Genomic DNA, 23,990 nt, shown 5'->3' on the forward strand with positions numbered 1-23,990 from the left:
AAAGGATCTTAATTTCTTCTTCTGTTAAAATTCCTCTAGCCATATTGTGAGCCTCCTAAAATAATAATAACACGATTTTCAAGAAAACCAAAAATAATTTTTTGCGTTCTTGACGTGTCCAACTTTAGGGGACCACCTCAATGTGCAGTTTGGACTTAGCTAGACAACTTTTGCGTTTGTAGGAACACTTATCTTTTAGCCTTGAAAGCGGGGGGGTAAAGTGTTATAATTACGATGTTGAAATATGCTATATTAGATATTCATAAAATGACGAAAAATTCTACGAATAGAGGTAAAGTAGTGCACTCGTTGTATGTTTTTATATTGTTTATATTAGTAGATTATGTGGCAATCATTGGCGCGGAGCAATGTGCTTTTTGGTTGCGTAATTTTTGGTTCCATACGGGGGCGCTAAGAATTTCTTGGTTCAATTTTTGGGTAGTATTCCCTGCAGTCTTTATGATTTTTATTAATATGAACCAACTGTACAGCAGGAGGCGTCCGTTCTATAAGGAAGTTGAACAGCTTTTTTATTCCTGCCTTTACGGAACTTTGGCGATTATTTTCGTGCTGTACGTGGCGCGGATTGCAGCTCACACCAGTAGGTTTTTTACCGGTGCTTTTGGCGTTTTGGCTTTTGTTTTGTTGGTTTTGGCGCGCTATGGTGTCAAAAATTATCTGCAACGTAAGAATTTGCTGCAGATACCTGTGCTGTTGATTGGTGCAGGCAAAACAGCGGAACTGCTGGTTAAGGCTATCACCAGTGATGCAGGCTTGGGTTACAAGATTATAGGCTTGTTAGAGGATAACAAGGTACAAAGCGGTATTTTGGAGCAGTTCCCTGTGTTGGGCGGCTTTGATGATGCAGAACGTGTAATCAAGGCTACGGGTGTACAGCGGGTGTTCATTGCTGCGCCTGGGTTGGGGGACAAGCTTGGCCATTTGATTTACCGTGTGCAGCCTTTGGTGAAGAATCTTGGGGTTATTCCTAATCTGGTGGGCGTGCCTACAGGTAGTTTGGAAGTGGAAAGTCTTTTTAACGAAAAGCTTTTGATTTTGCGTTTAAAGAACAATTTGGCTCGTCCGCTGAATAGGTATTTGAAGCTTGTTTTTGACTATACGCTGACTATTGTTGGTGGTTTGTTGATTTCGCCTTTCCTACTTTTGATTGCGGCGTGGATTTACTATGATTCTCCGGGCAGTGTGATTTTTAAGCATGAGCGTATTGGCAAGGATGGCAAGGTGTTCCCTTGTTACAAGTTCCGCAGTATGTGCATGGATGCAGGGGAGAAATTGACTGAATTGTTGGCTGTTGACCCTGCTGCACGGGAGGAATGGGAACGTGATTTTAAGTTAAAGAATGATCCGCGCATCACTAGGAGTGGTGCTTTTTTGCGTAAAACCAGTTTGGACGAGCTGCCTCAGCTTTGGAATGTGCTTCGCGGGGAGATGAGCCTTGTGGGGCCACGGCCTGTTGTCCACGAGGAATTGGCGCGTTATGGGGAGTTTGTGCATGATTATTTGCAAGTACGCCCGGGGATTACGGGTATGTGGCAGGTGAGCGGGCGCAGTGATACTACCTATGAAGAGCGTGTGCAGATGGATAGTTGGTATGTGCGCAATTGGAGCGTATGGCTGGATGTGATGTTGTTGTGGAGGACGGTAAAGAGTGTCATTAAATGTAAGGGAGCGTATTAAGGGGCTTTGTTCTGTTATTATGCCTATTTATAACTGTGAAGCGTATGTTAGCGAATCTATAAAGTCTGTTTTAAATCAAGATTACAAAGATTTAGAGTTGGTGATTGTAGATGATTGTTCTACTGATGCTTCTTTTAATATTGCACATGGATTTGCTATGTCCGACCAGCGGGTAAAGGTGTATCAGCTTGAGCATAATTCAGGTTGTGTTGCTGCTAGAAATTTTGGACTTAAATACGCGCAAGGGGAGTATATAGCTTTTATCGATGGCGATGATGTGTGGTATCCTACAAAGCTTGCGGAACAGGTTGCTATATTAGCGAGTTCTGGTAAAGATATGGCATATACTGGGTATCGTATGGTTACCGAAGTCGATGAGTCTATAAAAGAAAGGGCTGTTCCTGTAGATATAGACGTATCTGCTTTATTAAAAGAAAATTTCGTTATTTTTTCTACTACGTTATTTAAGGCAGAAAAGTTGCAGGGTATGGAGTTTTCTTCCGCGTGGTTTCATGAGGACTATGTTTTTTTGCTTGAGTTCTTTAAACAAAGCAATAAGGGAATAGGCATTAATAAGGTTCTTGTGGATTACCGAGTGCATGCTAAAGGGCGTTCTTATAATAAGTTTAATGCTGCGAAGAATAGATGGATTATTTATAGGAAATTTTTGGAATTAGGGATTTTGGAGAGTTTGTATTATTTTATGCAATACGCTTTTAATGGCATTATTAAATACAAATAAATCTCTTAAAACATTCAGTAAGGGGTATGTATGCTAAGTTTTGTAGTACCAGTATATAATGTCGAACAGTATTTGGAAGAATGTTTAAATTCTATTTGTCAGCAAACATATACCGATATTGAAATTATATGTGTTGATGATGGTTCTATTGATAATTCGTTAAATATCTTACAAAAATATGCTGAACTTGATTCTAGAATTATTGTTTTAAAACAATGTAACCAAGGTGCTGCAAGTGCTAGAAATAATGGTTTGCAAGTTGCGAAAGGAGAATATGTACTATTTGTAGATAGTGACGATGTTGTAGAAGAGGATCTTGCTGAAAAGGTTTTTAACAAGGCATTAGCATATGATGCAGATATAGTTATATATAATGCTGATAGTTTTTCAGAAAAAACTGGGAAAAAAGCGTTGCTTAACATTAATTTTAGAAAGTATCGTAAATTTCAAAATGAGTGCTTTTCTGCGCAAGATATTCCTAATGAAATTTTAAATTTATTTCTAGTACCAGCTTGGAATAAGTTGATAAGAAAAGATTTTTTAAAGAGTAATAATATTGAGTTTCAAAATATAAAAAGGTCAAACGATTTAGCTTTTACTAGTAAAGCTTTATTGAAAGCTAACAAGATTCTTTTGTACGATAAGGTTTTTATTCATTATCGTACAGGCATGAAAAATAGTCTTCAAGCTAATAATACAAAGACACCCTTAGAGTTTTTTAAAGCACTTTTAGAAGTAAAGGATTATATGATTCAGAACAATATTTATGAAGAGTATAAGTATTCTTATCTAAGGCTTTTTTTTGAAACCGTATTTTACACATTAAATTCTATAAATAATGAATGTGGGAAAATAGAGATTTTAGAGAAAGTTAAAAATATTGATTTCTGTTTTGCTGAAACTAATTACAAGCTTTACGAATGTTTTCCCTTTACGTTATTTATGCAGTATATGGTGATTAAAAATATGGATAACCCTAGTTTTAATATACTGGGCTGGATGTACAAGGTATATAAACTGTCTGAGTATTATCATGCGACCGGAATTTTAAATACAGTTAAAAAGTGCGTTATTAAAGTCAATATGAAGGTATGAGTGATATAGAATGTTATATATTAAACAGGTTTTAAAATGGATATTGATTGAAAAAATTGGATCTTTTTTGACATGTGTTTCACCTAAATTAAATACTGTTTATTGTTCTTTTTTATATACGAGGAAAATAATTAATTTGGATGAACCAAAGTCTTTTGCAGAGAAAATTTCGTGGTTAAAGCTTAATAGGTACAGTAATGACCCATTTGTTAAGCAATGTGCTGACAAATTGAGGGTAAGGGAATACGTTACTTCTCTAGGATATGGTGATACGTTAAATGAATTGATTGGTGTCTATGATGATACTTCACAAATTCCATGGAATCAACTTCCAAACTCGTTTGTATTAAAATGGAATTTTGGCTCAGGGTTTAATTATGTCTGTCATACTAAAGCCAAAGCAAATCCTCAAAAAGTATGCAAGCTTTTAGACAATTGGGGAAAGAAAAAATTTTGGCTATTTATATCAGAATTACAATATAATGTTGATCGGAAATGTATATTGTGTGAACGATTTCTAGATAATGAGGGCGATGCACTCTTAGACTATAAATTATATTGTTTTCATGGTCACGTAAAGGCTGTTCTTGTAATGGATAAAGCTTCTGACGGAAGAAGTAGAGCAGTTTTTATGAATCCTAAATGGGAAACATTAGGTTATATCGAGAGAAAATACAATAAGTTATGCAATCCTAAGAGACCAAAATCATTGGAGTCGATGATGGATATAGCAGAGACTTTGGGCAAAAAAATCCCATTTGTAAGGGTTGATTTTTACGAATGGAAAAGTAAGCCTATTTTTGGTGAGATGACTTTTACACCGGACGCTGGAATGAGACCATCAGAAATTAAGATTGATGGCAAAGAAATGGGAGAATATATTATTTTGGGGAAGGACTAAGATAATGGGAATTTTGAGGAAAAAACAGGTAGGAAATAAAAAGATATTATGTGTTGGGTGTATTGAAGTACCTTATGAAATAGAAAAAAATGATAATGATTGTATTTTGAAAATAGGAAACTTTACTATACCTTATAGTGTTTATGAGGTGGACGAAGAAAAGTACTTAAAGGTTTTTGGGATTAGTTTTAATATAAATAATTTATTTTATAATAGAAAACAAGAGCATTACAAAAAAAGAAATCAGTTGAGTGATGAAGTATGTAAGCAAATCTTACAGAAAGAATTAACAGATAATTTAGGGTACACGCCAAACATTGATGATCCTAAAACTTTTAATGAAAAAATTTTATGGTCTAAATTTAATGATCACAATCCTTTAATTACAAAATGTTGTGATAAGTATGCTGTAAAAAATTACGTTAGTAAGGTAATAGGAGAGCAATATGTTTTACCTGTACTAGGCGTATGGAATAGTCCTAATGAGATTGACTTTAACAAATTACCTAATAAGTTTGCTCTTAAAGTAAATTGGTCTAGTGGGTATAATATTATAGTTAAAGATAAGTTAAAATTAGATTTTGCTAAGACGAAAAAGAAATTGTTGAAATGGATACAACCAGAGCGAAATAGTTATTATGATACTTTTAATTGGGGATATAAAAATATGAAACCTGTTATATATGCGGAGCCATACATAGAACAGATTGATGGCCAGTTATATGACTACAAGTTTTTTATCTGTAATGGCAAGTTTGAGTTTTTATTTATAGCAACTGATAGACTTGATGGTAAGCTGACTTATACGTTTTTCGACAATGAATTTCAACACATACCTTGTCGATATGGGCATAAGGACAATGCAAATCCTTTACCATTAAAGCCTAGACATTATGATGAGATGATAACTTTAGCTGAGAAACTTGCAAAACCATTTAATTTTGTAAGAGTGGATTTTTATGAAACTGATGATAATAAGTTTTATGTTGGAGAAATGACTTTTTATTCTGGTGGAGGAACATTGCCGTTCGAACCACAGGAATGGGACTATAACTTGGGTAGGAAAATAGTTATTGAAGGGTAAGTGATTATAGTGTGCGCATATAATGGATTTAGAGATGTAAAAAAATATCATTATAAAATGGGAATTTTATTAGATAATAAAAAGAAAACAGAAATTCTTAAAAATGTTTTTAGAGAAAGGGTTGGATATGAACTTGATTTAGATAATCCACAAACATTTAATGAAAAGATTATGTGGTTAAAATTAAATTACCATGATCCGCTTATAACTAAATGTAGTGATAAGTTTGCACTTAAAGACTATGTAAAAGAGACTATTGGAGAGAAATATATTGTTCCTACAATTAAACACTGGAATGAAGTAAATGAAATTGATTTTAATGAATTACCGGACAAATTTGTTTTAAAAGTAAATTGGTCTAGCGGGTATAATATTGTTGTTCCTGATAAAAATAATTTGAATATATTAGCAACAAAAAGAAAGCTACATAGCTGGATGAAACCGGATCGTAATTCATATTATCAGTATTTTAACTGGGGTTATAAACATATGAAACCAGTTGTATATGCTGAGAAATACTTGGAGCAAATAGATGGACAGGTTTATGATTACAAGCTTTTTATGTGTAATGGAAAATTTGAATATATGTTTATAGCAACAGATCGGTTGGATGGAAAATTAACGTATACTTTTTTTGATAAAAATTTGAACTATATGCCGTTTACTTATGGTAATAAACCAAATGCAGTTCCTGCTCCCCAAATGCCTAGAAATATAGAAAAAATGATAGAGCTGGCAGAAAAATTGGCAAAACCTTTTCCGTTTGTTCGAGTTGATTTTTATGAAACAAAGGAAGACGAGATATTTGTTGGGGAGATGACGTTTTATTCTGGTGGAGGGGTGCTACCATTTAATCCAGTAGAATGGGATAAATATCTTGGTTCTAAGATTAATTTACCTAAAAAACAGATATTAGATAACGAAGGGCCTTGCTTTAAAATGAAATATTATGAAAAACTCCTAACTTCTAAAATGAGTAGCTCATTGTTAAGGGTTAGGAGAAAGATAGTAAGAAAGATTAGTGTTAATGGGAATAAATATATCAAGTTTTTGGGAGTAAGAATACCTTATGAAACTCATATTGAAAGCCAAAATAACATTGATAAGAAATATATTAGTTTATTAGGGGTAGAGTTTTGCTACAAGCAGGAAGGTGGTATTGGTAATGGTGCTGAACCAATTGAATTTAATTATGTTGAAAACACGCCAATGCAAGCATACTTAATGGAAAATGGTATTACCCCAGAAATTCAAAAGATACATTGTGAACAAAAAGCTTATAAGCAATTAGGGTATTTTCCTAACCTAAAAAATCCCAGAAGTTTTAACGAAAAAATAATATGGTTAGCGCTTAATTATAAAAACCCAGAAATTGCTGTAGCTGCTGATAAAGGGAAAGCAAAACAATTTATTAGCAATAGAGTAGGTTCGGAATATGTTATTCCGTTATTAGGTGTATATGATGACGTTAATGACATTGACTTTTCTGCTTTGCCTAATCGATTTGTTGCAAAATTAAATGATGGTTGGGGAGCCGATAAGGTACTGATAATTAAAAATAAGCAGGATACTAATATCGATAGAGTTAAGGCAGTATTATCTTCTTGGTTGTATCCATGGAATAACTATTATTATCAAAACATGTGTATTATTGATGAGAAGATGGAAAAGCCCACAATTGTCATAGAAAACTATGTTGAACAAAGGGGGTGTTCTGCTTTAGATGATTACAAATTTTATTGTTGTAACGGAGAACCTAAATTTGCGCTTGTCGTTGCAGATCGCGGAACTGATTATCAAAGTAGATCTTTTGTAGATATGGAATGGAAGGTGTTGCCTTTTTCTAGACGAGGGAAAATAGTTAGCAGAAATCCTAAAAAACCGGAAAATTTGGCTAAAATGATAGAATTGTGTAGAAACTTATCTAAAGGTTTTCCTCTAGTTCGTGTCGATTTTTATGAAGTAGATGGGCATGTTTATGTGGGAGAATTAACTTTTACTCCAGGAATGTTCTTGAGATTTAAACCTAGAGCATGGGATTTTAAATTGGGAGAATTTTTAGATTTGGAAAAATATAAGGAAAATGATAAAAATGAAACTAATGTATGAAAATGTACATAACTTAAAATTTTTTGATAAAATTCGTTTGCAAGTTATGAAATGGTTAGAGAACAGAGCAGAAGAAAAAATAATAGAGAGAAAATTTGAAATGTGGAGAAGTGAACAGAAGGCTTTTCTATTGCCTGATGATACAGCTCTGACTTTTGAACAAAGAAAACAGATAGAATCTTTTTGGAAAAGATATGAGTTTGCTTATCCTAATATATGTTTTGACGAATTTCAAGCATTTATGAATAGGACGGGTGTTTTTGATCCAAGGTATATACCAAATGGAATTAGAGCGATTTATATTGCTCCATATTTTCAACATAAACACTATTATTGGAGTTCTCAAAATAAAACCTTGTTAAATAAAATTTTTCCAAACATTAAGCAGCCAGAAGTTCTTGTTAGAAGGATGAATGGGTATTTTTTCGACGGAGAGTATAATAGAATAAATTTGCCTCTTGCTATTGAAAAATGTTTGGCTCACTTAAATAGTGGCAATGAGTTTATCTTTAAACCTAACGACGTAAGTGGTGGAGGTAGAGGCATCTGTTTTTATAAGAATGCTACAGAGCAACAGTTGCAAAAATTGCTTTTAAATTCTGGTCAATCATTTGTGATTCAGAATGTTATAAAACAGCATGAAGTGATGGCAAAATTAAACTCCAATTCTGTAAATACCTTACGTATAACAAGTATTATTTGGAAAAATAAAGTTAATATACTAGCTGCTGCTGTAAGGATAGGAGCAGGTGAAAAGAGAGTAGATAATTGGAGCGCTGGAGGGATGATAGTAGGTCTTGATGACAAGGGACATTTGTATCCTTTTGGATTGGATAAAAAATGCAATAGAATGACTATGACTGTTGGTGGGGTAGACCTTACCAAAGGCTACAGTATTCCTTGTTGGGATAAAGTAATTGAAACTGTAGAAAGATCACATTTTCATATTCCTTATATTAAACTGGCATCTTGGGATATTGCAATCGATGAATGTGGAGATCCGATTTTAATAGAAGTTAATTTTGCTGGTGATTGGCATGTGCATCAGCTGACAGTTGGTCCAGTTCTAGGAGAATTAACACAGGAAATATTAGACGAGGTAATTTTAAAGCGATATTGCAAAAAACATAATACTCTTAACTTTGATTTTAAAGAATATCATGATCATATTGAAGTAGAAAAGTATTTGGGTGATAATAAAGTAGTTAAAATCCCTGAGAAAATGTATGGTAAACCCGTAACTGTAATAGGAAGAAGAGCATTTCGATTTAATAGAGTAGTGGAATGCGTAAAATTACCTCATACAGTAAAATCAATAGGAGAAAGAGCTTTTTCAGGGTGTACTTCTTTAAGGAATATAAACATTAATAAAAATATTAGTATCCATAAAACTGCTTTTAATCTATGCCCATTATCAAGGAAATAAGAAGGTATTAAATAATGAGGATTGCAATTGCCGGAACTGGTTATGTAGGTTTAGTTACGGCTGTATGTTTGGCTGAAAGAGGGCATAATGTTACGTGTGTAGATGTGGATGCTAATAAGATTGCTATCATGCAACAAGGTATTTCACCCATTTATGAAGAAGGCTTACCGGAGCTGATGAAGAAAAATGCTGACCGCATTGTCTATACATTGGATTATGAAAGTGCTTATAACAATGCGGAGGTTATTTTTATTGGTGTTGGTACACCTGAAAAGAAAGATGGCAGTGCTAACTTGAACTACGTATGGGCAGTAGTAAAAAATATTGCTGAAAGTGTAAATCATAAGTGCGTTGTTGTAGTTAAATCTACTGTTCCTATTGGTACCAATGAGAAAGTAGAAAAATATCTAGAGGAAAATAAACGTGAAAATGCAAAATTCAGCGTTGTTTCCAATCCAGAGTTTTTAGCCCAAGGAACTGCAGTACATGATACTTTGTTTGCTTCCCGTATTGTTATCGGTGCGAATAATCAAGAAGCTGCTGATACTATGATGAAGGTATATGAAAACTTTGATGTACCAAAGTTGATCACTGACCGCCAAAGTGCAGAGATGATTAAGTATGCCTCCAATGACTTTTTGGCATTGAAGATTTCCTATATCAATGAGATTGCCAACTTGTGTGAGCAAATTGGTGCGGATATCAATGATGTTGCGACCGGTATGGGCTTTGATACACGTATTGGCAATAAGTTCTTGAATGCTGGCATTGGTTATGGTGGTAGCTGTTTCCCAAAGGATACCAAAGCATTACATTGGATCAGTGCGTTTTATGATAAGGAATTGAAGACTGTTAAGGCTGCCATCGAAGTTAACGATCAGCAGAAGCTGAAACTTATAAAAAAAGCAAAGGCATATTACGAATCCTTTGCAGGGTTGAAGATTGCCGTATTGGGATTGACTTTTAAACCTGGTACTGACGATTTGCGCGAGGCTCCGTCTTTGGTCAATATTCCTATTTTTTTAGAAGATGGGGCAGAAGTATATGCTTACGATCCGGTAGGTGAGAATAACTATAAGAAACTTTACCCGACTGAGATTACCTATTGTCAAACTCCGCAAGAAGCACTGAAGGATGCAGACATATGCTTTATTTTTACTGAGTGGCCGGAAATAAAGGCACTAACATTGAATGATTTTGCATTGATGAAAAAAGTTATAATTTTAGATGGGCGCAATTGCTTCGCTCTGAAGGAAATGGAGGTTCTACCGATAGCTTATGAATCTATCGGTAGAAGAGCAATAAGAAATATTTAAAATGAATTTTATAGGAAATCAGTACATAAAATTAAAGCAGTATCAATTTCTCTTTGAAGAGCTCGTCAAGCGTGACTTCAAAAAGAAATATAAACGAACCGTCCTTGGCATGGTGTGGAGCGTGCTATCTCCTTTGCTGATGCTTTGCGTCATGGCAGCCATCTTCGGACAGTTCTTCGGTCGCAATACTGCTCACTACATCATCTACTTGTTTAGTGGGCAGATTATCTTTAACTACTATACTGAATCTACCAATGAAGGTATGAACGCATTGATGAGCAACGCAAATATCTTTAGCAAAATCAATGTACCCAAATACCTTTTCCTGTTTTCCAAGAATGTCTCTGCTCTAATCAACTTTGGCATCATCCTCTTGATTTACTTTGCCTTTGTTGCTTTTGACGGAATAGCATTTTCTTGGAAGTTTTTATGCTTGGCGTACCCCATTACTTGTTTGATTTTCATTAACTTGGGTATAGGGTTGATCTTATCCGCACTCTATATCTTCTTTAGGGATATCCAGTATTTGTATCGGTTGTTTACACAGGTCGTAATGTATGGTTCTGCTATTTTCTATAACATAGAAATGCTGTCGCCTAACATTCAAAAAATATTTTATTGCAATCCCATCTATGTGGTGATTTCTTATTTTAGAAGCATCGTAATAAAAGGCGTTGTGCCGGAACTTTGGGTACACGGCTTATTGGCACTGTATGCAGTGGTTTTATTTAGCGTGGGTTGTTATGTCTACAAAAAATACAACTATAAATTCTTGTATTATATTTAGGAGGCATCATGGAAATTTTAAAGGTTAACAATGTCTCCATCAAATACATTACGGGAGACTTTAAAAGCATCGGACTCAAAGAATACGTTATGCGTAGACTGAAAAATAACTACCAGGTTAAAGAGTTTTGGGCAAATAAAAATATCACCTTTTCCTTGGAAAAAGGTGATATGCTGGGCATTATAGGTACTAACGGAGCAGGTAAATCTACGCTTTTAAAAGCAGTATCCGGGATTATGGTTCCTTCTGAAGGACAAATCGAACGCCACGGGAAAATAGCTGCTCTGCTAGAGCTAGCTAGTGGATTTGATGGTGATTTGACGGTAAAAGAAAACGCCTATTTACGTGGAGCGCTTTTGGGCTACACACGCAAATTTATGGATGATACTTATGATAGTATAATTGAGTTTGCTGAGTTAAAAGAGTTTGAAGACAGACCTTTTAAGCAGCTTTCATCCGGTATGAAGTCAAGGTTGGCTTTCGCTATTGCATCCTTGGTCAATCCTGAAATCCTGATTCTAGACGAAGTGCTTTCCGTTGGCGATGGTGCTTTCCGTAAAAAGAGCGAAGCAAAGATGAAAGAAATCATCAATGGGGGAGCGACTACCATCCTTGTTTCCCATTCTCTGAACCAAGTGCGCAGCATGTGTAATAAGATTCTATGGTTGCATAAAGGTAAGCAGATTACCTTTGGTAGTGATGTAAAGAAGATTTGTGATGACTACCAAAGTTTTTTAGATGGAAAACTGAAAATATGATAAGGTTGTAAACTAAAAGCAGGGCGCTTTTCGCGCCCTGCTTTACTATTTATGTAATTGTGGGGGAGTGTATGAATATCACCATAAATTATCTCTATTCCGTGCGTATTTCCTTTACTTCGTTCATAATCTTTTCGTCATTAATTAATCCTGTACGCTTTGCTTCACCAGACATTTGCATTTGCAAAAGTTGCATAGCGTAAATATTTGAGTTAACCATACGTACAGTGTTGCCCTCAACAATGAAAGTTACACGGTCGCCGGTATTTAAACCTAGAATTTCACGAATATCCTTCGGAATAGTTATTTGCCCTTTAGCCATAACTTTGGCATTGTCGGTATAATTTTTAAATTCCATACATAAACCTCCTATCTAGAAAAGTAGGGAATTCCCTACTTGAATTATAACAGAATTATTTACGAAAATAAAGACTTTTTACTAATCCTAAGGCATTGAATTTTTAAAAGACGTTTTAAATTTTATCTAATTATATGGGGATACATTCAGAAATACAAAACGCCCCCATCTGTATATGAGGGCGTTAGTAGTTTTAGTTGTTTTGTATTTACATTGCTAGAGTAGTATTGAAACTTTCAGTTCGCTTTGCATGCTACAGAATGGGGGATGCCAATACTTTCTTACAGAATTTCTTCCCTAATCAAAGCGTTGATCATCTTTTGCTTGCCTAAAACCCACAGCAAATCGTTTTCTTCAAAAACAAGAGAAACGTTGGGGTTGGTGATAGTGAAAGCACCACGTTCCAAGCCGATTACAAGGCAGTTCCACTTGTGGCGCAGGTCTGCAGCCTTGATGGTAGTGCCCAGAAGGTGGGAATGTTTGTCAACAGTGATTGCCAAGGAAAGAAACTGTTGCTCTTCTTGATTATTGTGGCTGTCCAGCATGAACTGGCGCAGGGTAACGGGCCCGCTGCTTCTGTGCAGATCCAGGTGCAGTTGACGGATAGCACCGTCAAAAATACGGATTTGGTCTGCAGTACCGATGAGCAATAGCTTGGAACCAGTTACGACGACTTCCTTGCCACCGGGCATATCCACAGTCTTTTCGGGAGTGACGATTTGCAGAATATTGCAGCCGTAGAACTTTCTAAAGTTAAGTTCAATTAAGGTTTTGCCGATAAAAGGAGAACTGTCGCTAACGGAGTAGGTGGCTAGCTGCAAAGTTTCGTCGAACCAGCTTTGTGACTCTTGCTCACCCAAACTTTCTCTGTGCTTGCGCATATGTTTTTCGTTAAGGTTTACTAAAAAACGGGATTCAATACGCAGGTATTCGCCCATAATCCAGTCGGAAGAGTAGATCACATAAGCAACGATGACGATACCCAAGCAGGCAACGAGACCATGGAGATTAAGAATATTACTAAAGACAAAGTAGAGGAATGCGGAAGCAACGAGAACTTTGCCAAAAAGCAGAATCAACAGGGGAATATGGTTAGCACGGCGCTTGAACCAAAGTATGGAAAAGGTTTCGCTACTACCGGAGCCGTTGATAACCACTGCACGCAGCAGGGGTGCCATCACCAGCAAGGTGGCAGCGGCTGTAAGCCATTTAGCGTAGGGAAGTTGCAGTGTATCCTGCAGATAGGGCAGCAGGTACATATTCGCCCCCATAGCGATAGCAAGGAGCAAGGTAGTATAAACTGCCATCTGCATTACATAGCTACCGATGTAGTCGCGCCACAGGCTGTCCTTGGCGGTTTCGCTGCCGTCGTCAGTGTAGCGGTCCAGCCAAGCCATGGCTTTAGCAGGCAAAGCCTTGCGCATCCATTGGTAGCAGGGTTCGGCGCTCATAATGCAGAAAGGCGTTGTAAAGGTGGTAATAACGGAAACAGCTACGATGATGGGGTAGATAAAGTCGCTGATAACACCTAAGCCCATGCCCAAGGAAGCAATGATGAAGGAAAATTCACCAATCTGCGCCAAGGAGAAACCGCAGTGGGTGGAAGTGTTGAGGCTGTGACCGGAGGCAAGTACGCCTGCGGTGGAGAAGAACAGCTTGCCCAAAATGGTGGCGATAACCAAAACCAAAATAGGCAGCCAGTGTTCTACCAAAAGGGCAGGGTTAACCATCATGCCGACGGACACGAAGAAGATGGCACCAAAGAGATCTTTGATAGGTGCAACTAAATGCTCAATTTTTTCTGCATTAGGTGCCTCCGCAATCAGGGAGCCCATAATAAAGGCGCCTAAAGCGGAAGAAAATCCTAAGTGCGTAGCCAAAACAACCATACCCAGGCAAAGTCCTACGGATGCTACTACCAACGTTTCTTCGTTCATCAAATCTTGCGCCCATTTAAAGAAGCTGGGCACCAAGTACATACCCAAAACGAACCACAGGATAAGGAAGAAACCCAAACGGCCAATGCCCATCAGCAGTTCTAAAGAAGAAACGCCTGCAGAGGCAACTGCCATAGTGGACAGCATAACCATCATCACGATGCCTGCAATATCTTCCACAATCAGGATACCGAAGACAACTTCTGTAAAGCTTTTGCTACGTAGCTTCAAGTCATCGAAAGCTTTGATAATAATAGTAGTGGAGGACATGGAAAGCATACCGCCTAAGAAAAGGCTGTCCATGTGGTTCCACCCCAGTAGCGTACCTGCAGCGTAGCCAACGGCAAGCATACCGAAAATTTCCACTGCCGTGGCGATGAAAGCCGTGCTGCCGACACTTTTCAGCTTGTAAAAACTAAACTCCAAGCCTAGAGCGAAAAGTAGAAAAATTACGCCTATCTCCGACCACGCTTGGACGTTGGTGTTATCAGCGATAGTGGGGAAGAAGGGGAAGTTTGGTCCTGTTAAAAAGCCTGCAATAATGTAGCCTAGGACCAAGGGTTGGTTAATCTTTTTAAACAAGATGGTGGTGATGCCTGCAACCAGCAGGATCATTGCTAAATCGGTGACAATAGTTGGTAAATGGGCCATGAAGATCTCCTTTATGAAAAATTTTTACTTTAACTAAGAAAAATTTTTAGCATGCGACAATTTTTGCCAAAAAGCTAATTATAGTGTATAATATTATGTTGTCATGCTGTCCTTTAATTATACCTTATTTTGGGATGGCAGTGGACAAAAGAAAGTAAAAAAATTGTGATATATACATTAATGGAGGAAGATTATGAGCGAAATTAAAGAAAATCTGGTTCTTGTAAATGGTGAAATCATGCCCATGGAAGAGGCATACATCGATGTTAACGACCGTGGCCACAACTTTGGCGATGGCGTTTTTGAAATCGTGCCTGTGTACAATGGCCGTGCTTTCGCCTTGCTGCCGCACATGAACAATTTGTTTGATTCTGTTATTGCCATGAAGATTCCCGGTGTCTACATGATTGAAGAATTGGTAGAATTCCATGAGAGTCTGCTGGCAGCAACCGGTTTGGAAAACTGCGAAATCTATACCCAAGTTACTCGTGGCAGCGCACCTTATGGTTTGGCATACCCGGAAATGAGCGTACCCCAGCTGACCATGATGGCAGTACCTGTGGACCGCGACGCTTTGGCTGCTAAACGTGCTAAAGGTGTCAACGTTATTACCGAAGTTGACGAACGTTGGGCAAAATGCGATGTCAATACTTTGAACCGTCTGCCGGAAGTTTTGGCTAAACAAAAAGCTACTGTGAGCCGTGCCTTTGACGCGCTTTTCGTTCGCGATGGTAAGATTACCGAATCTACCGAAGCAAGCTTCTTTATTTACAAAGATGGTATTCTGTGGACTCATCCGGAAAACAAATACATCCATAAAAACATTACCCGCCGTCTGTTGGTAGAACGCTTGGCAAAAGATATGGATTTGCAGATTATGGAGCGCGCTTTCGATAAAGACTTCGCTTTGAAGGCTGACGAAGCTTTCCTGTGCGGTCCTCGTTGCGAGTTCATGCCTGTAACTAAAATCGACCGTAGCTTCATCAATGAAGGCAAGGTAGGCACCTTGGTACCGGAACTGCAAGCTGCTTATGAAGCTTTTGTAGCTAGAGAATGCCCTGCTAAATAATGAGTACCCGTTACTTAGTATGTGGCGCTTTGCTGGTAGCATTGGCATTGGTGCTGCAATCACTGCGTCTTGTACTGCCACTGCCGCCGCTACTCTCTACCTTTATCATCGGTACTTTGGTACATATGATGTTGATGCTGACGCTGCGAGTGAGCGGTTTGCCTGCAGCGTTACTGCTCAGCGTGCTTTTGCCTGTGACTGCCTATCTTCAAGGTCAACTGCTGCTGCCTGTGCTAGTGCCTGTAGTATGGCTTGGTAACAGCGTTTTTGTAGTGCTGTTAAGGCGGTTGGCACAGCGGGAACTGTTACAGACATTGCTACCGCCTGTGGGTAAAGCCTGCGTTATGCTTGGCGCTGCCTGGGGCGTAATTATGCTCTTAGGCTTGACTGAACCTGCCATGCGGAAGACGGTACTGTTTGCAATGAGCGTGCCGCAGCTGGTGACAGGCGTAGCAGGCTTATTGTTGGCGCAGAAGGTTTATGACGCGCTGTTAAAGAGAAATATCTGCTAATGTAAAATATCTGCAAACAAATTTAGGGCTCGTAGTATTTTTACGAGCCCTGTGCTATAATTTGTAGCGAATTAGTAGAGTATCTCAAGGAGGTTATCCAAATTTTAGAATTTAAAGTTGTAACAATGGCGCAGAAGCCCTTGTTTGAAAGTTATATATCCAAAACTCATCAACGTGGTAGTGAGTGCGCCTTTTCCAATCTTTTCGTATGGCGCGACTGCTACCATATTTATTGGTGTGAAGCCCATGGCTTTTTACTGCTGCGGGTAAAGCGCAATGACGTAGATTTTTACATCCAGCCTTTCGGTGGCAGGGATGAGGATTTGCCCATGCTGATGCAGGAACTGCGTGAGGCACATGGCGGTAAACCTTTTGAAATGCATGGTATTTACGAGTTTACCAAAGAGCGCTTTGAGAAAGTTATGCCCGGTTTGGAGTACATTGAAGACCGTGATAACTGGGACTACGTGTATCTGCGGGAGAAACTAGCGACTTTGAGTGGTCGCAAGCTCCACGGTCAAAAGAACCACTATAACGCTTTTGTCAAGGCGCATCCGGACTATACTTACGAGCCTATTACTAGCGAGAATATGATTGAATGCTTGAACTTTGGTGAGCAGTGGTGTGACGAACACATGGCGGAAGATCCTTCCCTTCTCTGCGAAAAGTACGCCATTCAAGAGGCGTTTATGAATTTTGAGCAGTTGGAACTGCGTGGCGGTGCCATTCGTTTTGATGGCAAAATCCAAGCTTTTAGCTTTGGCAAGAAGATTAATGATGATACGGCAGTGCTGCATGTGGAAAAGGCGGATCACCGTGTGCGCGGATTGTATACTGCTATTACGAAAGAATTCGCTGCTCATGCTTGGGAGGATGTAACCTACTTGAACCGTGAGGAAGACATGGGGCGTCCCGGTCTGCGTACTGCCAAGGAAGCGTTGCATCCTGAGTTTATGGTGAAAAAGTACAGTTTGATTTTTTCCTAGAGGTGGCAAAATGATTTACCGCTTAGTGAATGCAGAACGAATGGAGCATGTGAAAGAGCTGTGGGATTACTGCTTTGAAAAAAGGGAGGAGCCCTTCTTTCAATACTACTTCAACGAATACTGCGGTAAAAATAATATGGTGATCGGCGCCTTTGAAAAGGTGGGCGAAGAAGAAAAACTGCGTTCAATGGTGCATGTGAACCCCTATCTGCTGCGTATCCGCGGGCAGGAACAACTAGCACCGTACCTGGTGGGGGTTGCTACTGCTCCCGAAGCGAGAGGACAGCACGCCTTTGCACCGCTTTTGCAGACTACCTTCGATGTACTCCGTGACCAAGGGGTGACTTTCGTAACCTTGATGCCGATTTTTGCAGGGATCTACCTGCCTTACGAGTTTGGCTACTGCTACTACCGCCATGAGTACAAGCTTAGCCTGCAGGCGCTGGGCGAACAGTTGGGCAGGGCAGAGCGCAGACTGCAGGTAGAGCGCGTGGCTTTGGTGCAGGAAGTACTGGCGCCAATTTACGAGCAGGTAACTGCAGGGTGGAACGGTGTGCCTAAACGCACGGATTTCCAGTGGCAGAAACTCTTGGCTGTGCATAATTTGGAGCATGTGCAGTGCGCTGTGGTATATGATGATAGAAAACCTGTGGGCTATATGCTGTACCAGATTAGCAATGACTGTTTCCAAATTTTGGAGCTTATGGCAGGGACATACGAAGTGCGCATGGCGCTTTTGCGCTACGCAGCTATGCACCAAAGTTCTGCCAAAGAAGTGCACTGGTTGGCAGAGCCTTGGGATAAGACTTACCTTGGCTTTAAGGATCAAAGCTTGACTGGCAGCCTGCAGCCCTTTATGATGGCGCGCTGCTTGGATGCCCGTGCCGCTTTGGGACAGTTGGCAGTGGGAGCGGACGTACCGGAAGGCAGCGTAGTCTTGCTGTTGACGGACGAAGTGATTGCCCGCAACAACCATTTGCTGAAGTTGGCTGTTGCGTCAGGACAACTACACGTTGCCAGCACTATGGATGATGAAGAAGTCACTATGAATATGGCAGCGTTTACGCAGTTGTATTTTGGCGCTTTCAGCGCTACGGAACTGGCGGAAGCAGGGCGTATCAAGGTCAAAAATCCTGCCAAGTTGGCGGTACTGGATAGCTTGTTCCCCAAGTGCAGAAACTATATAAACGAATATTTTTAAGACGGATGACATGAAAAAAGAGGTTAGCGTACTTGCGGAGTACGCTAACCTCTTTGTGTTAGATACAGTATTTTGCTTATTTACTCAAACCCCAAAAACATACCTATGTGTCTTACGATGAACGCCATGGTCCAAGCTGCACACAGTTCATAGGCAATGAGTGCCAATGTGTGCCTAAGGGAGTTCAGTTCCCTGCGGATGGTTGCCAAAGTAGCAATGCAGGGGGGATACAACAGGCAGAACACAAGGAAGGTGTAAGCAGTCAAAGGGGAGAACATGCTTGCCAGATTGGGGGAACCATCCGGTCCTACTGCAAGGACGGACAGGGTGCTGATAACAACTTCCTTCGCCGTCAAGCCCGTAATCAAGGACGTAACGGTTTGCCAAGAGCCAAAGCCCAAGGGAGCGAAAATGGGGGCGATAACTCTGCCCAATTGGGCAATCATGCTGTTGCCGGAATCTACCATGTAGAAACGGATATCGAAATTTTGCAAGAACCAGACAATAATGCTGGCCATAAAAATAATCGTAAAAGCGTTATGGATAAAATCCTTGGCACGTTCCCACATGTGCATCAAAATATTGCGGGCAGTGGGCAGGCGGTAGGCGGGCAGCTCCATAACGAAGGGTACAGGTTTGCCGCTGAAGACGAAAGTGTTCATCAGCACGCCGGAGATAATAGCGGTGAGAATACCCAAAAGGTACAGGGATAGCATCACCATGCCACCATTTTGTGGGAAGAAGGTGGCAATAAAGATACCGTAAATGCTCAACTTAGCGCTGCAGCTCATAAAAGGCGTCAGCATAATGGTCATTCTGCGGTCACGTTCGCTGGGCAGGGTGCGGGTAGACATGATGGCAGGTACGCTGCAACCAAAGCCAATGACCATGGGTACGAAAGACGCACCGGAAAGACCAATCTTACGCAGCAGTTTATCCATAACAAAGGCAATCCTCGCCATATAGCCAGTGTCTTCCAATAAGGAGAGGAAGAAGAACAATGTGACGATGGTGGGGATGAAGGAGAGCACGCTGCCTACGCCGGCGAAAACGCCATCGATGATCAAGGAGTGCATAGGCGGACTGACGTGAACCGCTGTGAGCCAACCATCCACTGCTGCCGTAATCCCTTCAATGACTTCACTGAGCATATTGCTTAAAGCTGTACCGAAAACATCAAAAGTCAGCCAAAAGACGGAACCCATAATCAAGAAGAACAGCGGTAGGCTGTAATATTTGTGAGTCAAGTAATAGTCAATCTTGACAGAACGCTCCTGGGCTTCCGTATGGCTGGGTTTCTGCACGGTATGCACGCATAAATTTTCAATATAGGCGTAGCGCATATCAGCCAACGCTGCTTCCTTGTCCGTGTTTAAGGCGTGTTCCATCTCGCTAATGAAATGGCCTACAATATCCCGTTCGTTCTCCGTCAGTTGCAGCTCGTGGGCGAACTCCTCGTCGCCTTCAATAAGCTTGGTGGAAGTAAAACGCAGGGGCAGGCCCTTGCGACGCACTTTGTCTTCAATCAGATGGGCTATGGCGTGGATAGCAGTATGCACGGGGCCGGAGCAAAAGTCCAAGCGTTCAGGGAGCTTTTGATCTTCCGCAATTTCCGTGGCACGCTTGATCAGTTCTGCAACGCCTTCACCGCTGTTGGCGATAATGGGAACCACAGGTACCGTCAGCTGTTCTTCCATGGCTTTAATATCTACGCTACCACCGCTGGAGCCCAATTCATCCATCATGTTTAGGGCGATGATCATGGGGATGTTCAATTCAATCAACTGCAGTGTCAGATACAGGCTGCGTTCGATATTAGTAGTGTCAATAACATTGATAATGGCGGATGGCTTGTTGTACAAAAGCAGGTCGCGGGTAACGATTTCTTCCGAAGTATAGGGAGAAAGTGAGTAGATACCGGGCAGGTCGATAACGCTGATGTCTTTGTTGACAAGCAAGGCACCTTCCTTTTTTTGTACCGTTACACCGGGAAAATTGCCTACGTGCTGATTGCTACCGGTCAGGTAGTTGAAAAGGGTGCTTTTGCCGCTGTTTTTGTTACCAATGAGGGCGAAATGCAGATTCATGCTTTTTCTGCCTCCGGTTCCACAATAATTTGGGCTGCTTGGTCCGCACGCAGGGTAAGCTCATAGCCACGCAAAAAGATTTCCAAAGGATCGCCTAAAGGCGCACGTTTACGCACCATAACACGGGTACGGGGAGTCAAACCCATGTCCAAAAGACGGCGTCGGAGAATGCCTTCACCGCCTACAGTTTTTATGATAGCCTGCTGTCCCAAGGGGAGGCTGTCCAAGGTTACTTGTGTCATTGTTTATTCCTTCTTACATATAAATTCAAGCTAATATCACATATACTATTATAATGTTGCAATTAGCAACTGTCAATTTTCTGCCTATTCCTTCATTTGTAAATAAGACTATTAGCACTGAATTCAGAAGTAAGTTTCTATATCTTAAAAATGTTGCATAGTAAATGTGAATATAGTGTAGTTTATGCTAAAAAATACTTGACAAAATTAAAACAGAATGTATAATTCTAATTAGGAATTATTTTTGATAAAGGATGATGACAATGGCAAAAAGAAACACTATTCAACGTCAACTTGTTATTGCTGCGGTACGTTTTTTAGCGGATCACCCCACTGCTGAAGAAGTATATGACCGTATTACTATGGAATATCCTGATATCAGCAAGGGTACTGTTTACCGCAATCTGAACAGCTTGGTAGAAAGCGGCCTTTTGGGTAAAGTTTCTGTGCCCAATGGTGCAGATCGTTTTGACCACATCTTGGCGCGTCACTACCATATTAAATGCACTGAATGTGGTAAATTTATGAATGTAGAAAATTTTGACTACATTCCTGATATTGATGCCAAGGTTGCAGCTGTAACCGGTTACAAAATGAACTATCATGACATTGTGTTCAGCGGTATTTGCCCTGAATGCCAAAAGAAGGCAGCCGAAGAGCACTCCGGTGAAGTGCTGGGCGAAGATAAGAATTAAGAAGTCATTTGCGCCGTAAGGCGTAGGGGTATAGGGCCGTGTGCTCTGTAAAGTAAAGCCCCGTTGATATAAGGAGGAGTAATCATGGAATTAAAGGGTAGCAAAACCGAACAAAACCTGTGGACCGCATTTGCCGGTGAATCTCAAGCTCATACCAAATATCAATATTATGCAAGTGCAGCTAAAAAAGAAGGCTATAACCAAATCGGCGCTATTTTTAGCGAAACTGCAGGTAACGAAAAAGAACACGCCAAATTGTGGTTCAAAGCTCTGCATGGTGGCAGCGTTCCCAAAACCATGGAAAATTTGAAGGACGCAGCTGCAGGCGAAAACTACGAATGGACCGAAATGTACGCTGAATTTGCTAAAACCGCTAAAGAAGAAGGCTTTGACAAATTAGCTTATCTGTTCGAAGAAGTTGGCAAGATTGAAAAAGAGCACGAGGATCGTTATCGCGCTTTGATTGCTAACATCGAAAACGACCGCGTATTCAAACGCGAAGAGAAAAAGGTTTGGATTTGCACCAACTGCGGCAAAATTATCGTTAGCGATAAAGCTCCCGAGAAATGCCCGGTTTGCGACCATCCTCAAGGCTATTTCGAACTGAAAGCAATGAACTACTAATTGCTTGCTCCCGCACCTCGGACGTAGGTTTCTACGTGGCCGAGGTGCTTTTTTATATGCGCTTTTGCTGTTATTTTGTGTCTGCGTATGGTATAATATACAGATATGTTAGACGAACGAATACTACCGCTTTAAGAGGCGTAAATTTAGAAAAAGGCTCTTGCGTTTGGCAGTGGTGCGTAAGCACGTAGCCTTTAGATTAGGAGTAAACATGAACATTGGTGAAAGATTAGAGACTATCGGTAAATTGGTGCCCCAAGGAAGCATCTTGGCGGACATTGGCACGGACCACGCTTATCTGCCTGTATGGCTGTTGGAGCAGGGGCGCATTGCCAGCGCTATTGCCGGCGATATCGCCGCAGGTCCTTGCCGTGCTGCCCGCAGTACCGTTGCTATGCACAGCCTGCAGGACAAAGTGCAGGTGCGCATGGGCAGCGGTTTGGCAGTGCTAAAGGCAGGCGAAGCAGATTGTATCGCTATTGCCGGCATGGGCGGCTCTACCATTATCAGCATTTTGGAAGCAGACATGGATTTGGCAGTGGCAGCTAAAACTTTGGTGCTGCAGCCCATGGCAGGCGCGGCAGGCTTGCGTCAATGGCTGGTGGAACATGGTTGGCGTTTACTGGATGAAGAGTTGGTAGATGATCCACCGCATTTTTATGAAATAATTTGTGCAGTACGTGGCGAGGACGCAGCCTATTCCCCTGCGGAGTACGCTGTAGGTCCGGTGCTGTTGCGTAAGGGACACAAACTTCTAGGCAAGCAGTTGGAGCGACAGATTAGCGGCTGTCGTCAGCTTTTGACCAACATGGAGCGCAGCGAACGTGCTAAGGCTAGCGCTAAATATCAGGAAACACAAGCTTTGTTAGCAGCACTGGAGGTGTTGGAGCGTGAAAATGCAAGTAACCGTTAAAGAGATGGTGGAGCTTTTGGAAGAGATGGCTCCCAAAGCTTTAGCCGAAAATTGGGACAATGTTGGCCTTTTGTGGGGGCGTAATGACAAGCATGTCCATAGGATTCTTTTAGCCTTGGATATGACTGCTGAAACGGTGGCACAAGCAATTGAGTACCATGCTGATATGCTCATAACCCATCATCCGGTGATTTTCCGCAAACTGCAGCAGGTGACGGACGCAGCTTGGCAACAGGAACTTTTACTGCGCCTTGCGGAGCACGGGATTGCTGCTTACAGCGCTCATACCAATTTAGACTGTGTTTCCGGCGGCGTCAACGATTCTTTGGTGAAACGTCTGCATATTGAAGATGATGACGTGCTTGATACTAGCAATGGCTTGGGACGCATTGGTAAAGTTGCTCCGTGCACACTGGCGGACTTTGCTACCTTTGTCAAGAAAGCCCTCAAGGCCGATTACGTAGTTGTAGGCGATGCAGGTCGCAAGGTGGAGAATGTTGCCGTTTGCGGTGGCGCCGGTAGTGATTTAATCCAACTGGCGTTGGCACAGGGGGCGGACACCTTGGTAACAGGCGATGTAAAATACCATAGTGCGCAGGAAGCAGTTTTCAGTGGTTTGAATATTATCGACGCAGGCCACCAACCTACGGAGCTGCCTGTGCTGGATGATTTGGCGGATCGTTTGTCCCTGCATTTTGCAGATAGGCATTGGGATATTAATTTGAAGGTTGCCAAGGAAAGTATGCTTCTGAAGCATATATAGGTTGGTCTAACTTGAAGTTTTTATATAGAAGGTGAA

At 40.7% G+C, this 23,990-nt stretch carries 22 protein-coding genes; 18 read left to right on the top strand and 4 right to left on the bottom strand.

All coding sequences use genetic code 11. The features are described from left to right. Window positions 1-324: 324 nt before the first annotated feature. From wbaP to ACJMM4_RS06690, 10 genes are read left to right on the top strand one after another with little or no spacing between them, the layout of a single operon-like run. On the top strand, window positions 325-1,698 hold the full coding sequence (gene wbaP, locus ACJMM4_RS06645; RefSeq protein ID WP_405383692.1) for an undecaprenyl-phosphate galactose phosphotransferase WbaP: 1,374 nt from the start codon (window positions 325-327) through the stop codon (window positions 1,696-1,698). Next, window positions 1,670-2,440, top strand: a complete 771-nt coding sequence (locus ACJMM4_RS06650; RefSeq protein ID WP_405383694.1) for a glycosyltransferase family 2 protein — start codon at window positions 1,670-1,672, stop codon at window positions 2,438-2,440. Before wbaP ends, ACJMM4_RS06650 begins: the two co-directional genes overlap by 29 nt. A 30-nt stretch (window positions 2,441-2,470) precedes the next feature. Continuing rightward, complete coding sequence (locus ACJMM4_RS06655; RefSeq protein ID WP_405383696.1) at window positions 2,471-3,535, top strand: glycosyltransferase family 2 protein; 1,065 nt, start codon at window positions 2,471-2,473, stop codon at window positions 3,533-3,535. Window positions 3,536-3,545: 10 nt separating this feature from the next. Continuing rightward, a complete protein-coding gene (locus tag ACJMM4_RS06660; protein ID WP_405383697.1) occupies window positions 3,546-4,436 on the top strand; it encodes an ATP-grasp fold amidoligase family protein in 891 nt (296 codons plus the stop codon). Further along, the gene (locus ACJMM4_RS06665; RefSeq protein ID WP_405383699.1) at window positions 4,393-5,520 is read left to right on the top strand and encodes an ATP-grasp fold amidoligase family protein; all 1,128 of its coding nucleotides are present in this window, start codon (window positions 4,393-4,395) and stop codon (window positions 5,518-5,520) included. Before ACJMM4_RS06660 ends, ACJMM4_RS06665 begins: the two co-directional genes overlap by 44 nt. Further along, the gene (locus tag ACJMM4_RS06670) at window positions 5,521-7,629 is read left to right on the top strand and encodes an ATP-grasp fold amidoligase family protein (protein WP_405383701.1); all 2,109 of its coding nucleotides are present in this window, start codon (window positions 5,521-5,523) and stop codon (window positions 7,627-7,629) included. Next, window positions 7,613-9,055 carry a sugar-transfer associated ATP-grasp domain-containing protein gene (locus ACJMM4_RS06675; RefSeq protein WP_405381813.1) on the top strand — a complete coding sequence of 481 codons (1,443 nt, stop codon included), beginning with the start codon at window positions 7,613-7,615 and terminating at the stop codon, window positions 9,053-9,055. Before ACJMM4_RS06670 ends, ACJMM4_RS06675 begins: the two co-directional genes overlap by 17 nt. Window positions 9,056-9,069: 14 nt before the next feature. After that, on the top strand, window positions 9,070-10,371 hold the full coding sequence (locus tag ACJMM4_RS06680) for a UDP-glucose dehydrogenase family protein (RefSeq protein WP_405381811.1): 1,302 nt from the start codon (window positions 9,070-9,072) through the stop codon (window positions 10,369-10,371). Between the two features lies 1 nt (window position 10,372). Continuing rightward, the gene (locus ACJMM4_RS06685; RefSeq protein WP_405381809.1) at window positions 10,373-11,158 is read left to right on the top strand and encodes an ABC transporter permease; all 786 of its coding nucleotides are present in this window, start codon (window positions 10,373-10,375) and stop codon (window positions 11,156-11,158) included. 8 nt (window positions 11,159-11,166) lie between these two features. Then, window positions 11,167-11,916, top strand: a complete 750-nt coding sequence (locus ACJMM4_RS06690; protein ID WP_405381807.1) for an ABC transporter ATP-binding protein — start codon at window positions 11,167-11,169, stop codon at window positions 11,914-11,916. Window positions 11,917-12,010: 94 nt separating this feature from the next. On the opposite strand, the gene ACJMM4_RS06695 is transcribed toward ACJMM4_RS06690, so the two are convergent. Continuing rightward, the gene (locus tag ACJMM4_RS06695) at window positions 12,011-12,274 is read right to left on the bottom strand and encodes an AbrB/MazE/SpoVT family DNA-binding domain-containing protein (RefSeq protein WP_405381805.1); all 264 of its coding nucleotides are present in this window, start codon (window positions 12,272-12,274) and stop codon (window positions 12,011-12,013) included. Window positions 12,275-12,555: 281 nt separating this feature from the next. After that, window positions 12,556-14,862 carry a cation:proton antiporter gene (locus ACJMM4_RS06700; RefSeq protein WP_405381803.1) on the bottom strand — a complete coding sequence of 769 codons (2,307 nt, stop codon included), beginning with the start codon at window positions 14,860-14,862 and terminating at the stop codon, window positions 12,556-12,558. A 193-nt stretch (window positions 14,863-15,055) separates the two neighbouring features. Here ACJMM4_RS06700 and ACJMM4_RS06705 point away from each other — a divergent pair, with 193 nt between their 5' ends. The 4 genes from ACJMM4_RS06705 to eis all read left to right on the top strand — a co-directional run bounded on the left by ACJMM4_RS06705 (window position 15,056) and on the right by eis (window position 18,630). After that, on the top strand, window positions 15,056-15,931 hold the full coding sequence (locus ACJMM4_RS06705) for an aminotransferase class IV (protein WP_405381801.1): 876 nt from the start codon (window positions 15,056-15,058) through the stop codon (window positions 15,929-15,931). After that, window positions 15,931-16,443 carry a hypothetical protein gene (locus ACJMM4_RS06710; RefSeq protein ID WP_405381799.1) on the top strand — a complete coding sequence of 171 codons (513 nt, stop codon included), beginning with the start codon at window positions 15,931-15,933 and terminating at the stop codon, window positions 16,441-16,443. Before ACJMM4_RS06705 ends, ACJMM4_RS06710 begins: the two co-directional genes overlap by 1 nt. Before the next feature lie 140 nt (window positions 16,444-16,583). Then, window positions 16,584-17,429 carry a DUF2156 domain-containing protein gene (locus tag ACJMM4_RS06715; RefSeq protein ID WP_405383703.1) on the top strand — a complete coding sequence of 282 codons (846 nt, stop codon included), beginning with the start codon at window positions 16,584-16,586 and terminating at the stop codon, window positions 17,427-17,429. 10 nt (window positions 17,430-17,439) lie between these two features. Beyond that, window positions 17,440-18,630 (top strand): enhanced intracellular survival protein Eis, encoded by a 1,191-nt coding sequence (gene eis / locus ACJMM4_RS06720; protein WP_405381794.1) that lies wholly within the window; start codon window positions 17,440-17,442, stop codon window positions 18,628-18,630. 80 nt (window positions 18,631-18,710) lie between these two features. Here eis and feoB read toward each other — a convergent pair whose 3' ends face one another. After that, complete coding sequence (gene feoB / locus ACJMM4_RS06725) at window positions 18,711-20,717, bottom strand: ferrous iron transport protein B (RefSeq protein WP_405381792.1); 2,007 nt, start codon at window positions 20,715-20,717, stop codon at window positions 18,711-18,713. Then, entirely contained in the window at window positions 20,714-20,959 is a 246-nt protein-coding gene (locus tag ACJMM4_RS06730) for a ferrous iron transport protein A (protein ID WP_405381790.1), read from the bottom strand. Before ACJMM4_RS06730 ends, feoB begins: the two co-directional genes overlap by 4 nt. A 263-nt stretch (window positions 20,960-21,222) precedes the next feature. Between ACJMM4_RS06730 and ACJMM4_RS06735 the strand changes: the two genes are divergently transcribed. The 4 genes from ACJMM4_RS06735 to ACJMM4_RS06750 all read left to right on the top strand — a co-directional run bounded on the left by ACJMM4_RS06735 (window position 21,223) and on the right by ACJMM4_RS06750 (window position 23,954). After that, window positions 21,223-21,654, top strand: a complete 432-nt coding sequence (locus ACJMM4_RS06735) for a Fur family transcriptional regulator (protein WP_405381788.1) — start codon at window positions 21,223-21,225, stop codon at window positions 21,652-21,654. Window positions 21,655-21,738: 84 nt separating this feature from the next. Next, window positions 21,739-22,278: a rubrerythrin gene (gene rbr, locus ACJMM4_RS06740; RefSeq protein WP_405381786.1), complete on the top strand. Its 540-nt coding sequence runs from the start codon at window positions 21,739-21,741 to the stop codon at window positions 22,276-22,278. A gap of 211 nt (window positions 22,279-22,489) precedes the next feature. After that, window positions 22,490-23,191, top strand: coding sequence for a tRNA (adenine(22)-N(1))-methyltransferase (locus ACJMM4_RS06745; RefSeq protein WP_405381784.1), 702 nt, complete (start codon window positions 22,490-22,492; stop codon window positions 23,189-23,191). Beyond that, window positions 23,175-23,954 (top strand): Nif3-like dinuclear metal center hexameric protein, encoded by a 780-nt coding sequence (locus ACJMM4_RS06750; protein WP_405383717.1) that lies wholly within the window; start codon window positions 23,175-23,177, stop codon window positions 23,952-23,954. Before ACJMM4_RS06745 ends, ACJMM4_RS06750 begins: the two co-directional genes overlap by 17 nt. The last annotated feature ends 36 nt before the right edge of the window (window positions 23,955-23,990 follow it).

The organism is Phascolarctobacterium sp., from assembly GCF_045124115.1.
In the GTDB taxonomy this organism is placed as follows: Bacteria; Bacillota; Negativicutes; order Acidaminococcales; family Acidaminococcaceae; genus Phascolarctobacterium_A.